Source organism: Adhaeribacter sp. (genome assembly GCF_057359045.1).
In genome coordinates this window covers 1-17878 of sequence record NZ_JBMQUD010000153.1, presented here as the reverse complement: position 1 = coordinate 17878, position 17878 = coordinate 1, and the positions used below count along the sequence as shown (strand labels likewise).

Here is a 17878-nt window from a genome sequence, read left to right as displayed (position 1 = left end):
TTTATAAATTTAAGAAAATGAAAAAGATATATTATTTGCTCACGTTTGTGTTTTGCATGAGCGCCACATCTTGTGAGAAGTTCCTGGAAACGGAACCCACCGATTTTCTGGCACCAAATACCTATTTCCAGACCGAAGCCCAGATTGGTTATGCCCGGGCCGGCGTTTACAACCATATTGGGGCCAGTGGTTTGTGGGGTTCTATTGCTAATTATTTACTTGGTTTTACCGCCGACGAAGGGTATATGAACCGGGCCAACTTACCTATTGGTCCCTGGAATAATAACCACACGCCTTCCGACCAATATATTCTGTCGTTTTGGACTAACCTCTACAATGGTATAAACCGGGCTAACGTATTACTAGATAACCTGGATAATAACACTACCATTAAACAAGAGTTCCGCGATCAGGTACGGGGCGAAATGCTTTTTCTGCGGGGCTACTATTATTTTATGCTGGTGCAGAATTTTGGCGGTGTACCGTTAAAAATTAAAGCCACTTCTTCGGTAGTAGATGTAGACCAGCCGCGGGCTACTGCCCGGGAAGTTTACGACCAGATTCTGAAAGATATGGAAGCCGCTGAGCCTTTGGTGCCTGGTATTAAGCAAATTGGCTTTGGTGGCCAAGTTACCAAGTCGGCCGTACGGGGATTATTGGCCCGGGTAAACTTGCACATGGCCGGTCATCCGCTAAAAGATGCCAGCCGGTACCCAGAAGCACGTAAATGGGCCAAAATGGTAATGGACGATGGCGAAGCCGGACATGAATTAAACCCAAGCTATCCGCAGGTTTTTATTAACTATGCCGCCGATAAATACGATTATAAAGAAAGCATCTGGGAAGCAGAGTTTCAGGGTAACCGCTTAGACCAATACGTAGAAACTACCAATAATGGCTGGATAAACGGGCCGTCTATTCCCCAGGCAGCTGCTACCGGCCGTGCCGATGCGTATATGTTTTCTGTAGCCCCTTTACTGGATGTGTATGAGCCCGGCGATATGCGTAAATACTGGAACAACGCTTACATTGCCTATACCAATACTACTACCGTGGGTAGCAAGTCGCTATTAAATGAACCAACTGCGGCCCAAAAGTATGCTGGCCGGTATTCCGGTAAATTCAGAAGAGAGTACGAAACCCTTTTTCCAAAATCTCTGACTACCACGCCTATTAACATGCCGTTGCTGCGGTATGCCGATATTTTATTAATGTTTGCCGAAGCCGAAAATGAAATTAGCGGCCCAACTGCCGAAGCCATTGAAGCGGTAAATAAAGTAAGAAGAAGAGGCTGGGGGATTGGTGGTATTAAATCTATTACCGTTACCAACGGCGGCGCTGATTATACAGCGATACCTACCGTAACATTTAGTGGCGGGGGCCAAACCGTGCCGGCCGTAGCTACCGCGGTAAGAGGTACTTCCGGTACCAACTTAAATAAAATAACCAGCATTGGCTTAGCCCGCGATCCCAATGGCATTACCCTGAACCAAATAGGTAAATACACTTCGGCACCAACGGTTACTATTACCGGCGGGGGCGGCACCGGTGCTACCGCTACAGCTACCATTTACACCGAAGCCGATGCTGATGCGCCCGCCAACCAAATTAATTCTCAGGCCAATTTCCGGAAACTGATTCAGGACGAGCGCATGCGGGAGTTAAACTTTGAATATTTAAGAAAAGGCGACTTAATCCGGTGGGGTATTTACGTAGAAAACATGCAAAATGTGGGTAACTCCTACAGGGCTGCTTCAACCGATGCCCGGGTACAAGCTTTCACCAATACCGAACCGAAACACTTGTTATTCCCGATTCCGAGCAACGAGATTAATACCAACATCGCAATTATTCAAAACCCAGGCTGGTAATCCTTCCTAAAAACACTAAATTGTATATGAAACTCAAATTATATAGCATGTTACTGGGCGCTTTTTTATTAGCGTCCTGCGACAAAATAGAAGATATTGAAACACCGGAATTTGATGTCTCCGTGGCGCAGCCTACCTACAAAGTGGGGCAGGAGGTCCAGTTTAATTTTACTGGTGGCGCCAATATGATCGCCTTTTATTCCGGGCTGCCTTCGAACGACTACGATTATCGGGACGGCCGCGAAGTAGATATCAAAGATCAGGGTATTGATTTAGAATTTCAAACGGCAGTTTCGGGTGGTACCCAGGCGAACCAGCTATCAGTTTTAGTCTCTACCGATTTTAATGGCAATTACGACGACCTGAACGAAGTAAAAAAAGCAACCTGGAAAGACATAACCAGCCGGTTTGCGTACGGAACCAATGCTACTTTTTTGGTTTCCGGCACCAAAGAAATAACCGATTTGGTTGAGCCCGGCAAGCCGGTTTATATTGCCTTTAAATATGTAACCCGACCACAGGTAGCCAATGGCCTGGTGCGCCAGTGGCAAATTCAAAGTTTTCAGGTAAAAAGTAAGGCCACTTTTAATGGTGCCCCTTTAAGCATTGTAAACCAAGGCAGCGCCGGTTTTAGAATTGTAGATGAAAACAAAGTTAATGCTCCCGCCCGATCCAGCATAACTTCAACCCGGGTTACGCTTTGGGGTAATATTTACAACAACCCCGACGATCCGCGGTTTAACCCCGAGAATCCTATTTACGACAAGCTGAGCCCCAGCTACGACCCGGAAGCTAAATATGTGCCTTACGACCCCAATAACCCGTACAACGATTATCCGAGTGAGAACTGGGCGATCAGCAAAGCAATTGACTTAAGCAAAGTTGATTTAGGTCCGGATTGGTCAATTGCGGTGAAAGGCATGGAAACGCAGCCTAAATTATTTAACTATGCGTATTCAAGGCCGGGTACTTACAAAGCTTATTTTATTGCGACCAACTCTTCCATTGAAGGTGCTAAGCGCGTAATTAAAACGGTAGATGTTACCATTGAGCCTTAATATGCAGCCGTACCAAAACCAAAAGGCGGGATTTATTCCCGCCTTTTTTATTAACCCGAATTTATAGTAGGGCTCTTATGAGTTGGTTTATAAGCTTAAATTATTGCGATTCTGGTGCGTTTAGTGTAACACCTACTCGTTACATTTTAAGTTCTTAATGGAGTCTTTGGCAGGCGCAGAATTGTAATATTATTTGTAAGGCGCTTTACTCTTTTGTAGCAGTTCTCCCTGAGTTTTGCGGCACAACCTTAAATGCGTATTTACTTTAGTTCTTTTGCACTTATTTTACGCTCTTGCTATGCTTGGTAGTTTAATGCAAGTAATAATAGAAGAATATAAGTAATTTTTTATCCGCAGCTTGCTTCTTTAAACTGGGTTTATTAGTTTTAGCTTATACAAATACCCCACGCGTAATAGCTTTAAGTTTCTGCCATATTTTAAGTTCATTCAGGGCAAAGCCCGGGCAGGTTCACAAATACTTTTTACCCGGTAAATTTTAAGTGCCGGATTTAATTTTTAGTCTGTTTTTCTCCTTTTTCGGGTACGTACCCGGATTTGTTTTTAAAGTACTGGTAAGTGGCTTTCCCATAAACCAGATGGTATTTTAAAATATTTAAACCAGAACTAATACTTTAGTAAGCGCTGGCTTATTACCGGGTCGGCACCTAAAAAAGCAATATTTCAGAACCAATCTTTAAACTTTAAGGCCATGACCAACTTTTATCCTACTCCTCAAGATTACACACCTTTTTACCGGCAGCAATATTATTGGCTGTATGCTGGTAAACCGCGTTGGCTGGTACTATACGGGCTGCTGTTGCTGCTAATATTACCGGCTACCGGTAAAGCCCTGGATAACAAGGGCAGCGTACATAAAATAAACCAGGTAATTACCGGCCGCATTACCGATGCCACCAGCAACGAACCTTTGCCAGGCGTAAATATTATGATAAAAGGTACTTCTACCGGTACTACTACTGATGCTGGTGGTAGTTATTCGTTGGAAGTTGGCGGAACCGACGCCGTATTGGTGGTAAGTTTTATTGGTTATCTTAAAAAAGAAGTTCCGGTTAAAAATCAAACAGTTGTTAATATAAGCCTGTCGCCGGATATGGCTCAGCTCAGCGAGGTAGTGGTAATTGGTTATGGCACGCAAAAGAAAAGCGATTTAACCGGTTCGGTTGAACGGATAGATGCCGAAACGTTTAAAAACCAACCCATGACCCAACTAACCGATATGCTTACTGGCACGGTAGCTGGTCTCACGGCCAACCAGGGCGCTTCTGCAGCTGGCGGGAGTTCTCTCGAAATTAGAGGTAGAACCTCTTTAAGTGCTAATTCGGCGCCCATGGTTGTGCTGGATGGTGTAATTTACAACGGTAGCCTGGCCGATATTAACCCCAATGATATTCAGACGATTGATATTTTAAAAGATGCCAGTTCTTCGGCGGTATATGGAGCCCGGGCCGCATCCGGAGTAATAATTGTTACAACCAAGCGCGGCAAAACCGGTAAGCCCACCATTAATTTTTCTACTCAAATAGGCGTATCGCAGCCCACCAAAGATCGTAAGCCGCTTTCGGCCGAAGAGTTTCTTACTTTCCGGGGCGATTATTTTGCCGAAGGGGCCATTAACAATGCTTCAATTCCCAAGCATTTTTATACCAACCCCAATAAATTGCCCGCCGACATTAGTGTGCAGGATTGGTTAAAATACAACAGTAATCCCAACGCCGACGTGTATACCGAATATTTACAACGCTTAAACTTATACCCCACCGAGCAAACCAATGCGTTGGCCGGTAAAACCGAAGACTGGTATTCGCGGGTAATGGAAAAAGGCATCCGGCAGACCTACGATTTAAGCATTGGCGGCGGCACCGAAGATATTAAATATTTCTGGTCGGTGGGTTACGTAAACAATGAAGGTATTATTCGGGGCGATAAATACGCCGCTATCCGGTCGCGGTTAAACGTCGATTTTAAAGTAACAGACTGGCTTTCGGTGGGCGCCAATACCCAGTTTAGCGAACGCGACGAAAGTTCGGTTCCGGCCAATTTAACCCTGATGTATATTGCCAGCCCTTTTGGCAATATGTACAACCAAGATGGTACGCTTAATCTAAGGCCCCACGACGACCCCAGCGCTTACAACCCCCTCATGGATTATTACGGCCAGGATCGGGAAAGAAAAATTAATACATTGTTTTCGAGCCTGTACGCCAATGTTGGTTTGCCTTTAGGTATCAAATACAAATTATCGTTTCAGCCCCGGTATTCTTTTGCCACCGAGCGTAATTTCTGGGGCGAGCAAACCATTACCGGGTCGCAAACTTACCCGGGCGGTAGGGGTACCCGGCAAAACGACAAAACCAGTGAATGGATGGTCGATAATTTACTTAGCTGGAACAAGCAATTTAAAAATCACCAGATAGATTTAACTTTTCTGTACAACATCGAAAAGTTCCAGGGCTGGTCGGAGCAACAAGCCAACCAAAATTTTTCGCCCAATCCCAACCTGGGTTACCACGGCCTGCAGTTTGGCAATAATCCCTCTTTAACCAATAACGACACCAAAGAAACCGGCGATGCCTTAATGGGCCGCATTAATTATACCTTACTGGATAAATATTTATTTACCGCCTCTTTACGGCGCGATGGCTACTCGGCTTTTGGGCAGGAACAACCCTGGGCTTATTTTCCGGCGGCGGCCTTTGCCTGGAAAGTATCCGACGAAGATTTCTTTAACGAAAACTGGCTCGTTAACCGCCTGAAATTTCGGTTATCTTGGGGCGTAAATGGCAACCGGGCCATTGGGGCTTATTCGGCGCTGGCCCAGCTAGGCTCGGTTATCGATTACAGCGGCAGCAATATTGATGTAGGCGTAGAAAATACCCGCCTCTCTAACCCGGGTCTGGTGTGGGAGAAAACCAAATCTTTAAACTTTGGGGTAGATTTTGGCTTATTTAAAAACCGCATTGATGTAAGTGCCAATTACTACGTGGGTACTACCACCGACATGCTCATGAACCGGGTGTTGCCCACCATTACGGGCTTCCAGAATATTACCACCAACCTGGGCGAAATGGAAAACAAAGGTTTTGAGCTGAGCTTGGGTACAGTAAACGTTAATAATAAAAGCTTTAACTGGAACTCTGAATTTGTTTTCTCTTTTAACCGCAACAAGATAACCTCGCTTTTCGGCGATAAAGGCCAATACACGTTGCTGGGCGAGACCCGCAGCGGCGAACTACCCGATTTTACAAACAAGTGGTTTCCGGGCCAGGCCGTAGATGTGGTCTGGAATTATAACGTAACGGGCGTGTGGCAAATAGAAGAAAAAGAGGCCGCCGCAGTTTACAATATGTCGCCGGGCGATTTTAAGGCCGAAGATGTAAACAACGACGGTAAATACACTGATTTAATTGATAAACAGTTTGTTGGGTATACTACGCCCCGCTACAATGTAGGCTTCCGGAATAATTTTTCTTATAAGAACTTTACCGCATCGGTATTTATCCGGGGCGATTTGGGCCATATTTTACCGTTTAACCAAGCCCTGCAAGGTTCTTTATCGCACGACCGCCGCAACTACGAAGGCGGCCCTATGCCGTATTGGACTCCTGAAAACCGCAACAACGAGTATGCGCGTCTGCGACCCATCCACTCGGCTTACGGCGGCGGTTTAAATATTTATAAATCAGCTTCTTTTGTTAGAATTCAGGATGTGAATTTGTCTTACGCTTTGCCCACCGCAGTAACCGATCGGCTTAAAATGAATTCTCTCAGCGTTTTTGGTTCCGTTCGTAATCTGTACAGCTTCGATAAATGGCCTGGCTGGGATCCCGAATCGAGCATGACGCCCATGCCGCAAACGTTTACACTAGGCCTTAATTTATCTTTATAATCTTCAGGTAAAATATTAATCCGAAAATATATGAGCAACAGCATAATAAATAAAACCCGGCTTGGCTTACTGGTATTACTGGTGTGCCTGCAGGTTTCTTGCAAAAAAGATTGGCTGGAACCAGAACCGCTTTCGTTTTTTGCCCCTGGTAATGTGTACGTAAATGAAGAAGGTTTCGAAGCTCTGCTGGTAACCATGCGCAAAAGCTTAAAAGCCGAATTTTATGGTCAGTTTAATTACAATACCGCCGAATTTGCGCCCAGTGATTTGGCCATAACCGGTTACGTACCGGATTTTTCCATTAATACCCCTACTTCTTCGGATCGGGTACCTTACGGCCTCATGTTCGACCCAATTTACCGGTACATTAAAAATGCCAACGTGTTAATTTCCAGGATTGATGACATTAAATGGAAAGACGAGAAAGTTAGAAACAAAATACTGGCCGAAGCTTATTGGCACCGGGCGTATTGGTACTACCGGCTGGTGCATTCCTACGGCGATGTGCCGTTTATTGGCAAAGAATTAACCGGGGCCAAGCTCGATTTTTATACCCATTCGCGGTGGGCAATTCTGCAAAAAATTCAGACCGATATGGAGTGGGCTGTGGAGTGGCTACCGGTAACCGCCGGCCCCAGGATACCCACGCAGGGTACCGGCAATCATCTTTTAACCAAGATTTACCTGGCCAATACCGAGTTTGATAAAGCCATAGTGGCGGCAACCAAGGTTATTCAAGGTCCTTACTCCTTAATGACAGCACGGTTTGGTAAATGGGCCACCGACTCCAAACGAAATATTATTTGGGATCTGCATCGCCACGAAAATATTAATATCCCACAAAACACCGAAACCATTTTGGGTTTGGTAGATAGGTGGGAGGCACCCAACGGGGCCCGGCAAAACCAAAACCTGGCCGCTAACTTTATGCCGCATTACTGGGATGTGCCCGATCGTTCCGGTTCACGGGGCATCGTCTACCCCTCGGCCCTCATGGACACTTTAATGCGGGGACAGGGAATTATTACAGCTTCGCGCTTTTATCAGTTTAAATTGTGGGGCGATGCCAATTATACCTGGAAAAATACCCCCGATTTAAGAAGGGCCGATATTAACTGGATAGAAATGTCGGAAATAAAGTACAACCGGCCAGGCTCGCCTAACCTGGGCGAACGCATTCAGCAACTGTGGCCCAACAAAAGCGATACCACCATCCGGTGGTTTTCCTGGCCGCATTACCTCACGTATAACCCCTCTAACCAGGCCGAAAGTACCTGGAGCGGCGGCAACGGCGATTCTTACGTATTCCGGCTGGCCGAAACTTATTTGTTAAGAGCCGAAGCTTATTACTGGAAAAATCAGATGAGTCTGGCTGCCGATGACATAAATAAAGTACGGGCGCGGTCCAAAGCCCCTTTAATTTCCGCTGCCGATGTTACCATCGATTATATCTTCGACGAAAGGGCCCGGGAATTATATGCCGAGGAACCCAGGCATTCCGAAATGGTGCGGGTATCTAATATTATGGCTAAATTAAGTCTTAACGGCTATACCCTAAACAACATAAGCCAGAAAAGCTGGTGGTACGACCGGGTAATGCTATATAATGATTTGTATAAGAAACCGGCCGGTACCTGGTGGCGCAGCCAAACAGTTAGTATTAAGCCGTATAATATTTATTGGGCTATTCCGCAAAACGTAATTACGGCCAATACCATGGGCAAAATAAACCAGAATATTGGTTACCAAGGCACCGAAAACAATGTGCCACCCTTGCAAACCATAGAAGAATAACCAGATAGTTACCGCTAATAAATGACTAAGTTTTTATGCACCTGAGTAATATTCTGCTCACCGGCGTTAGACCCAAATAATGCGGCTGTCCAATATTAATGTAAAATTGGCTTAATACTTGTTCTTAACCAGAAGAATCTGACCTGCTTTTACGGGGGTTAGATTCTTCTGTATTTTAAGGAATTTAAACTGGGCTTTTAGGAATTATGTTTTGCCCAGTACAAAACCAATTGTTACAAAAAAAATGGATGCCGATATGAATAAAACGATTAAACTGTTGGATTTATAAAAATAGATTTTTACTTTCGGGTACGTAACCGTTACTTCGGGTACGTAACCGGAGAGTAAGAACTGTTGGTAAAAAAAGTAGTCTGTTCTAAATTTTTATACTTTACATCTTGGTTTAATCCGGCGCAACGGCGGTTTGGCCATGAGGCTTCGCGTAAGCCGTAAACAAATATTAAAAATCATTTAACGCAATAAATAATAATGCATTCTCAACACGACCCGATTCAGGTAGGTTTGGCTGCTTATGGTATGTCGGGCGCGGTTTTTCATGCTCCGCTCATTGCGGCTCATCCGGGTTTGCAGTTAAAAAAAATCTGGTCGCGTAGCGGTAACCAAAAAGCCCGCGAAAAATATCCGGTTGAGATTGTCCAGGATTTTGAAGAAATATTAAAAGATGGCGCCATTGAGTTGGTGGTTATTAATACGCCCGAGCACACGCATTACGAACTGGGCCGGCAAGCGCTATTGGCCGGTAAAAATGTTGTTATCGAAAAAGCTTTTACGGCCACCGTGCAGGAGGCCAAAACGTTGATTGAACTGGCCAAAGACCAAGGCAAAGTACTAAGCGTGTTTCAGAACAGCCGCTGGCACGGCGATTTTATGACCATTCAGGAAATTATCCGGGAAAAGTTATTGGGGCAGTTGGTGCAATTCGAAGCTCATTTCGACCGCTACCGTAACTTTGTTCAGGTTAATCGCTGGAAAGAAGAACCCCGGCCCGGCAGCGGTTCGGTTTATAACCTAGGTTCTCACTTAATTGATCAGGCTTTAATGCTGTTTGGTTTACCCCAGGCGCTGTTTGCCGATATCCGGCAAGAACGTCCGGGTAGTAAAGTAGATGATAGCTTTGAAATATTGCTGTTTTACCCAAACTTAAAAGTAATTCTTAAATCGTCTTATTTGGTGCGGGAGCCTGGTCCCCGGTATACTTTACACGGTACGCACGGTTCTTATGTAAAATACGGCACCGATCCGCAGGAAGCTTTTTTAAGTGCGGGATATTCGCCGCACCACGAAAATTATGGCCAGGAAGCGCCGGAGAACTGGGGTAAATTAAATACCGAAGTACAAGGCTTGCATTTTGAAGGCACGATCGAAACCAAAAAAGGATCTTACCTGGATTACTACGAAAATATTTACCAGGCTATCCGGCACCAGCAGGAATTGATGGTAAAACCAGAGCAAGCTTTAAACACCATTGCCATTATCCAGGCGGCATACCAAAGTAATTCCGAGAAAAAGGTAGTTGCGCTGGCCCCCAGCCTGGGATTTAACCTGAATACTGTAAATTTTTAAAGTATAATCCGGTGGCCGTTTTACTGTGGCCAGCTAATATTTCACCCAAGAAGTTACCCGTTCGCGCAAGATTAATCGCCATAACATTAAACAAAAAAAGATGAATCCTTTTATTACCCGCGGGAAAGCCTGCCTGTTAATGTTGTTTTTAACCATGGGTTCTGCCAGTATGGCCCAGCGTTATCCCGGACCGCTTACCCCGGAAGAAGCCCTGAAAAAATTTAAACTGGCCGATGGTTTTAAGATAGAGGTATATGCTGCTGAGCCTCATGTGTTTGACCCGGTAGCCCTGGAGTTTGATGAGCAGGGAAATGCCTACGTGGTAGAAATGCCCGATTACCCCTACGAAGTGGAAGCGGGCAAAGGCAAAGGCCGCATCCGGATATTAAAAGATACCAACGGTGACGGCCGGATAGATAAAGCATTGGTATTTGCCGAGAATGTAACCGAAGCTACGAGTATTTTGCCTTATAAAGGTGGCCTGATTGTAACGGCGGCACCGCATATTCTGTACCTGAAAGACACTAACAACGACGGTAAAGCCGACACGCGCGAAATATTATTCTCGGGTTTTTTCGAAAACAACTCCGAAGCCCAGATTACCAGCCTGCGGTACGGCATTGATAACTGGATTTACGCCAACAACCGGGGCCAGAATGGCACGGTAACTTTTAGCCGCAAGCCCGGCGCGCCGCCTATTTCGGTTAGAGGTGCCGATTTCCGGTTCCGGCTCGACCGGAACGAATTTGAACTGGAAACCGGGCCCGGTCAGTTTGGCCAGACGATTAACGACTGGGGTCACCGCTTTTTTACCGAAAACTCTATTCACCTGCAGCAAGCCGTAGTGCCCTGGCGGTATACCCACCGGCATCCGTACCTGGGCGTAACCAAAGCAGCCGTAAGCATTACCGACCACGAAGAAATTATGCACCAGGACACGCCACCGCCTTACTGGCGTGCCGAACGCACCCGGCAACGGAATAAAATGTACAAGGAAGCCAACATGAACCGCACCGAGTACGCCGAGGACCGGTTTACCGGCGCCTCGGGTGGTACGGTTTATGCCGCCGACGGCTTCCCGAAAGAATTTTACGGTAATATTTTTACCAGCGATGTATCGGGTAACCTAGTGCACCGCGATATGCTGGTGCCCCACGCAAACAGTCCTTTTTACGTAGCTAAGCGCGGCGATAAAGAAAAAGACCAAGAGTTTCTGGCTTCAACCGATTCCTGGTTCCGGCCTACCAATTTTACGGTTGGCCCTGATGGGTACCTGTACGTACTAGATTACTACCGTCAGCACATAGAAACGCCCGTTTCTATTCCGGATGAGTTAAAAGCCGACATGGATTTTATGGCCGGCAGCGACAAAGGCCGGATATACCGGATTTCTCCGACCGGTGCGGCCGCCAAGAAAATTACGGTTAACTTTAAAAATATGCCGGCCGCCAAATTGGTAGGCGAACTGGCCAACCCCAACTTGTGGTGGCGCTTACAGGCCCAGCGGTTGTTGGTAGAACGCCAGGATAAATCGGTGGTGCCGGCGGTTAAAGCATTGGTAACCAAAAGTCAGGATGCCCGCACCCGCGTACATGCTTTGTACGTGCTGGAAGGTTTAAATGCCCTGGATGCCCAGGTGGTAAAAGCGGGTTTAAGAGATACCGCTCCGGGCGTACGCGAAAATGCCTTAATCTTAGCCGAACGCTTTCCGGAATTATTCCCGCAGGTAGCCGAAAAAATTAATGATCCTTCACCCCGTGTGGCTTTTCAGGCTAGTTTAAGTGTAGGCGAATTTAAAAACAAAGAAGCTGTTACTACTTTGGCCAAAGTAGTAGAAAAATACGGACAGGAGCCCTGGTTCAGAACTGCTGTTTTGAGTTCCGATGCCGGTTCGTCGGCAGATATGGTGAAAGCCCTGGGGCAGCAAAATACTTTTTTCCAGAAAACCGAGCCCTGGAAAAGCACCTTTATGGAAGATCTTTCGGCGGTAATTGGTGCCCGTAACCAGAAAGCCCAGGTAAGTGCCTTTTTAGATTTACTCGTACAGCCCGCTCTGGATAAAGACGAAGCCTGGAAAAAAGCCGCTATTGCGGGTTTAACCAAAGGTCTAGCTAAGGCCGAAGGTGCCAATGCGCAGTTAGAAGCCGCTTTGAAAAATGTAAAAACCACTTCGGTTACCGAGGTAAATGCAGCTATCAAAGATTTAAAAAAGTTTTATTAATACCCTTTAAATAATTGCCTTTATATGAATAATCCTTCTTCGCGCCGAAAGTTTCTGCAAAAGTTTATATACACCGGTACCGCCTTTTTTAGCGGTGCGGCCATTTTAAGTTGCGGTGCGGCCAAAGCGGTAGCCCAGGATCAAACCCCGGCGGCAGCCGCCAATACACCCGAAACGGTAGCGCAAAATACGCCCCAGCAAAATAAACCGGCGGCTCAAAAGCCTGCCCAAACCGGCAAAGAACAAACTACGGCGGCTGACCCGTGCGACGATTTAACGGGGGTACCCGCCAGCGATATAGATAAACGCAAGAAATTGGCTTATGTAAACAAATCGCCGATACCGGATAGTAAATGCGGTAATTGCAGCCTGTATCTGCCTCCCGGCAAAGATAAACCTTGCGGTGGCTGCATGTTGTTTAAAGGTCCGGTGCGGGCCGGCGGCTATTGTACTTACTGGGCCCCCATAAGCTAAGCAGCTATATTATGGTTAGCCAGTAAGCTGTTAGTGCGCGGCAACAATAGAAATGCTGACTGGTTTTTGCCAGGAACAAGCCCAAGACAGGCATAGCGACAACCTCGATTTTAAAGCAAAAAATTTAACCTGATGAAAATATCTGTTTTAAATTTATTCCTGGTGAGTTCCCTGGCGGCGGGATTGTGGACCATTGCGGAACCTTTAGTTTTTAGCTCCGGGTTATTGCAACCAACCGAAAAAAAATCTTTCATTCCTTGGCAAACCCCTGTAATAAAAGAAATTGATCCCTCGGGTAATACGGGCAGTTCCCGGGCGGTAGTGGTAGAGCAGGTGCCCCTGGCCCATACTACCCAAATATTCCCGTTAAATCAAAAAGGAGAATTGGTAGGCAATGGCGATGTGGTAAAGCAAATAAACCAGATTTTTACCAATCTGGCACTGATGCTAAAAGAAGCCAATGCTTCCGCAAATAATTTGGTTAAGCTAAATATTTACCTGGCCCAAACCGATTTATTACCCCAGGTGCAGGCCCAATTAGCGCGTAAGTTTAAATCCGGTCCTAAACCGGCGGTTAGTTTTGTCGTCGGCGATTTGGCCCAACCCGGAGCGCTGGTTGCCCTGGATGCCATTGCGCCAATAGCTAAAATTACCGATAACAAAGCGGTTAAATATTCCCGTTCAACTTCCTTAAACCACCCATCTGCGGCTGCCCACGTGGCTGTTTTACCCGCCGGTGGGGTCGTGTACGTATCGGGGCAAGCCGATAAAGGCGCGTTGGCCGAAGCTACGCGGGGTACTTTGCAGCAATTAGCAGCTACACTGGCACACTTAGGTTTACGTCCGGAAGATGTAGTACAGTTAAAAGCATTTACCCAGCCGGTAACAGAAGCCGGTGTGGTAGAAAACGAATTTAAACAGTTTTTTAAAGGCAAAACTTTACCCCCCATTGTGTATGTAGACTGGGAAAGCAAAAGCCCGGTAGTAGAAATAGAATTAATTGCGGCAGCACCCATTACGTCGGCCCAGGCAACCCAGCAGATTGAATTTATTACACCGCCGTTTATGACCGCCTCGCCGGTATACAGTAAAGTAACTCGGATTAACCGCGGTAAAAAAGTCTATGTATCGGGGCTTTACGGTAAAACCGTGGCAGATGCCCAGGCCGAGGTAAGCGAAATATTTAGTAGCCTAAAGGATATTTTGCAGAAAGCCGGCAGCAATTTTAATTATTTGGCCAAAGCTACTTATTACGTATCCGACGATAAAAGTAGCACTCAACTAAACGAACAGCGGCCTAAATATTACGATCCCAAACGGCCGCCGGCCGCTTCTAAAGCCCAGGTAAAAGGCGTGGGCTTTACCGGTAAAGGCGTTACGGTAGATATGATTGGGGTAGTAGCCGAATAGAATGATTGGTAAAAAATAATTTAGCGGGCGTGTATTCCCGCCGCATTCCTGCTTTTTTATAATTTGCTTCCGAAATCTACATTCAGGGCAAACCGAGGTAATTAATTACAAACAGGTTTTGCCGGGATTTAGCTCTAAGCAGCAGCACTGCATAAAGCGGTTATTTCCCGGAAGAAAATTCTAAAAGCAGCAAAAGCCTGTTTACCAATTTTACAGTAAAATCAGAATATACCTGATGAGAAAATTATACTTTAATAGGTTAATGCGGTTGCGAATAATAGCTGCAGTTTGGGTATGTTTATTCGGCTTAACCGGTGCTACCGTTAAGAAAAATGCTGCCCAACCGCCCAATGTTATCTTGTTCTTCCTTGATGATATGGGGTACGGCGATTTATCGGTAACCGGTGCTTTGGGCTACAAAACGCCCAATATCGACCGGCTGGCTACTGAAGGTACCCGTTTTACTAATTTCCTGGCCACCCAGGCGGTTTGTAGTGCCTCCCGGGCCGCCTTACTTACGGGTTGCTATCCCAACCGGATTGGGTTAAGTGGAGCGCTAGGTCCGGGTTCGGCCATTGGTTTAAATCCCCAGGAAGAAACCATTGCCGATTTATTAAAAGAAAAAGGGTATGCTACGGCTATTTTTGGCAAATGGCACCTCGGCGATAACCAGGCATTTTTACCATTGCAACAAGGCTTCGATGAGTTTGTGGGCGTACCATATTCGCACGATATGTGGCCGCTGCACCCCAACCAGGCCAAGGCAAAATACCCAATTTTAAACCTGATAGAGGGCAACCAGGCTACTAAGCCCATTAATACCTTAGCCGATGCTGGTCAGCTTACCTCTACTATTACCGAACGGGCAGTAAGTTTTATTCAGAAAAATAAAAAAAAGCCCTTTTTTATGTACGTGCCGCACCCTTTGCCGCACGTGCCCTTGGCTACATCGGGCCGGTTTAAAGGCCAGAGTGAGCGGGGTATCTACGGCGATGTCATGATGGAGCTGGACTGGTCGGTGGGGCAAATAATGGCCGAACTGAAAAAGCAGAACCTGGACCAGAATACCTTAATAATTTTTACCAGCGACAACGGCCCCTGGTTAAATTATGGCGATCACGCCGGTTCGTCGGGTGGTTTCCGCGAGGGCAAAGGCAATTCTTTTGAAGGCGGCCAGCGGGTGCCTTTGCTGGTACGCTGGCCGGGCGTAGTTCCGGCTGGCCGGGTCAGCAATAAATTACTGGCTACCATTGATATTTTGCCCATGGTCGCAAAAGTATGCGGTGCCCGTTTGCCCACCAAAAAAATAGATGGTGTAGATTGGACGCCTTTACTCAAAGGCGATGACAGCCAAACCCCGCGCAATACTTTCCTTTATTATTACCGCCGCAATAACCTGGAAGCTGTCCGGAAAGGCAATTGGAAACTGGTGTTTACCCATCCGGGCCGCTCTTACGAAGGTTTTTTACCGGGCCAGAATGGTCAGCCCGGCGAAATTAACGAAGAAAGGGAGTTCCCGGCGGCTTTATACAACTTAGAACGCGACCCCGGCGAGCGCTACGATGTTAAAGCACAATTTCCGGATATGGTAGCAACCCTGGAAAAAATAGCCGAAGCGGCCCGTACCGATTTAGGCGATGATTTACAAAAAAGAACCGGACAGAATGTGCGTCCGCCCGGCAAAGTAGCTAAAGATTAGTAGACCTCAATAATATTAAAAATTTACTGGTAGGAGCAAAGTAGAACTCCAGAAAGTATCTAAAAACAAATTCATGATAAAAGGCGCCAAAGGGTACGTTTTTTTTATTTTGCTGCTGGTGCTTATGGTGCCGGGAGTAAAAGCCGTACCTCCTGGGCCGCCGGTAAAAAGAATAGCTACAACAAAAAATATAGTCCCTAACCCAAATAAAATATCCAGCCAACGCGCCGATGAATTATACGCCAAATTACCTACTACCGACCCTTGGGAAAAAACGCCGGACGCCAGTACCCTGGCCTGGGGCGAATCGGGCGTTTTGCGGGCTTTGGTAGATTTATACGAAGCCACCGGCGATGCTAAATATTTAGCAGAAGTAGCCCGACGTGGTGACCGCTTGCTAACCCACCGCGACGATAAGCGCGGCGTAGTAGATGGTTCGGGTAAAAGCCGGCCGGCCTGGAGTATGGCTTCTAAATACGTGGTAGCCACCGGTAATTTACTAAATGCTCACCAGCAACCCGTTATCCAATTAAAATCTACGCCCTCGGCCTACAATAATTTTACCACCGTAGAAGTTTTGCCGGCTACCACCGGCAAGGTTAACCGGTTTAACCTCCGGGTAAGTAACAGCCATTTTAAGCGGGAAGAACTTTTTTCGGATGTAAGCCTGAATCCGGAAGATGAAAGGTTTGTAGAGAAAATCGTAAACGACCCGCTGGCACCGTATTCGACCAAAGCGGGTAATTACACCGATAAATCAAATTTAATTCAGGTTAAAGTTACCACCAAAGTAGCAAAAGTGCCAATTAGCCAGACGGTTACGCTTAAACCTGTTCCGGTGGCTTTTATGGGTTACCTGGGCATTATATACGACCCCATGCTGCGCTTTGCCGAAATGGTAAAAGCAAACAAAGAACTAACCGCACTGGTGCCAGCTGCCAATCGTTTTATTCAGGCGGCCGAAGAATCGTATGCCGATGCCACCAAACGGTTGTGGCGCCAAGGCACCAAAGCCGATGGGGGCTATTATTTAACCTGCGAAAAAGGTGAGTCTTTCCCAGCCGATAATGTGGGCGCCCCTTTTAATTTTCAGGCCCGGCACGTTTGTGCCCAACTGGCGCTTTACCGGCTTACCGGAAAAAAAGAATATTTGCAACGTTCGGAAAGTATGCTCCGGCATTTTAAAAACCGGCTGCAGTACGATGCCGCTAAAGACTTATACGTTTGGTATTATTGGTTCGAGCCCATGACCACTACCGGCTGGACCACAAAAGATAACCTTTCGGCCAATGTTAAATATTTTCCCGCCGCACCTAATATCGAAGATGCCTCGCACGGGGTATTGGATATTGCTATGATTCAGGCGGCTTACAAAGCCGGCCTGGTTTTTACCGCTACCGATATGCAACGATTTGCGAATACATTCCTGCAAAACGTTTTACTACCCGACCGCTCGGGCGTGCGGCGCAAAGTAGACGGCAAAGGCGATGTATACGAACCTTATTTCCGGGCCATGCACGGTTGGCTGGAATTAGCTTCGGTAAATCCAGCGGTATACCACGGAATTCGGGCGGCCTACGAGAAATGGGAGGGCAACGACCTGGGCTTTTGTGCCGCTTTGCTTAAATGGGAAAAACAGGTGCAAGCCAAAGCAAGTGCTAAATAAAGTTATAGGTAGTAAATATTCCGGTTAAGCTTAAATATTATCTGCAGTAAAAGGGCAGGCGGTGTTACATGCAGGAATTCTGTAAGAAGATTAGGATTTAGGGAAAAGCCGCCCTGGTGGTGTTTTCACCTGCCAGTTTCCGGAATAATTCCGCGCAACGGTTAATAGAAGTAATTACTTGTGGTGCGAAAGTC

Annotated in this window: 10 protein-coding genes; all 10 read left to right on the top strand. The window is 46.5% G+C overall.

Annotation, left to right across the window (positions count from 1 at the left end; all coding sequences use genetic code 11):
• Positions 1-17 precede the first annotated feature (17 nt).
• The 10 genes from ACO1R6_RS23840 to ACO1R6_RS23795 all read left to right on the top strand — a co-directional run bounded on the left by ACO1R6_RS23840 (position 18) and on the right by ACO1R6_RS23795 (position 17684).
• Positions 18-1871, top strand: coding sequence for a RagB/SusD family nutrient uptake outer membrane protein (locus tag ACO1R6_RS23840; protein WP_486268109.1), 1854 nt, complete (start codon positions 18-20; stop codon positions 1869-1871).
• Between the two features lie 26 nt (positions 1872-1897).
• Positions 1898-2929: a DUF5017 domain-containing protein gene (locus tag ACO1R6_RS23835; RefSeq protein ID WP_486268107.1), complete on the top strand. Its 1032-nt coding sequence runs from the start codon at positions 1898-1900 to the stop codon at positions 2927-2929.
• 709 nt (positions 2930-3638) lie between these two features.
• A complete protein-coding gene (locus ACO1R6_RS23830; RefSeq protein WP_486268105.1) occupies positions 3639-6836 on the top strand; it encodes a SusC/RagA family TonB-linked outer membrane protein in 3198 nt (1065 codons plus the stop codon).
• Positions 6837-6866: 30 nt separating this feature from the next.
• A complete protein-coding gene (locus ACO1R6_RS23825; protein WP_486268103.1) occupies positions 6867-8630 on the top strand; it encodes a RagB/SusD family nutrient uptake outer membrane protein in 1764 nt (587 codons plus the stop codon).
• A 489-nt stretch (positions 8631-9119) separates the two neighbouring features.
• The gene (locus ACO1R6_RS23820; RefSeq protein ID WP_486268101.1) at positions 9120-10214 is read left to right on the top strand and encodes a Gfo/Idh/MocA family oxidoreductase; all 1095 of its coding nucleotides are present in this window, start codon (positions 9120-9122) and stop codon (positions 10212-10214) included.
• Between the two features lie 100 nt (positions 10215-10314).
• Positions 10315-12435, top strand: coding sequence for a PVC-type heme-binding CxxCH protein (locus ACO1R6_RS23815; protein WP_486268099.1), 2121 nt, complete (start codon positions 10315-10317; stop codon positions 12433-12435).
• A 24-nt stretch (positions 12436-12459) separates the two neighbouring features.
• On the top strand, positions 12460-12909 hold the full coding sequence (locus ACO1R6_RS23810) for a high-potential iron-sulfur protein (RefSeq protein WP_486268097.1): 450 nt from the start codon (positions 12460-12462) through the stop codon (positions 12907-12909).
• A gap of 132 nt (positions 12910-13041) precedes the next feature.
• On the top strand, positions 13042-14319 hold the full coding sequence (locus ACO1R6_RS23805; protein ID WP_486268095.1) for a RidA family protein: 1278 nt from the start codon (positions 13042-13044) through the stop codon (positions 14317-14319).
• A gap of 262 nt (positions 14320-14581) precedes the next feature.
• Entirely contained in the window at positions 14582-16018 is a 1437-nt protein-coding gene (locus tag ACO1R6_RS23800; protein ID WP_486268093.1) for a sulfatase family protein, read from the top strand.
• A 73-nt stretch (positions 16019-16091) separates the two neighbouring features.
• Positions 16092-17684 carry a hypothetical protein gene (locus tag ACO1R6_RS23795; protein WP_486268091.1) on the top strand — a complete coding sequence of 531 codons (1593 nt, stop codon included), beginning with the start codon at positions 16092-16094 and terminating at the stop codon, positions 17682-17684.
• Positions 17685-17878 lie beyond the last annotated feature (194 nt).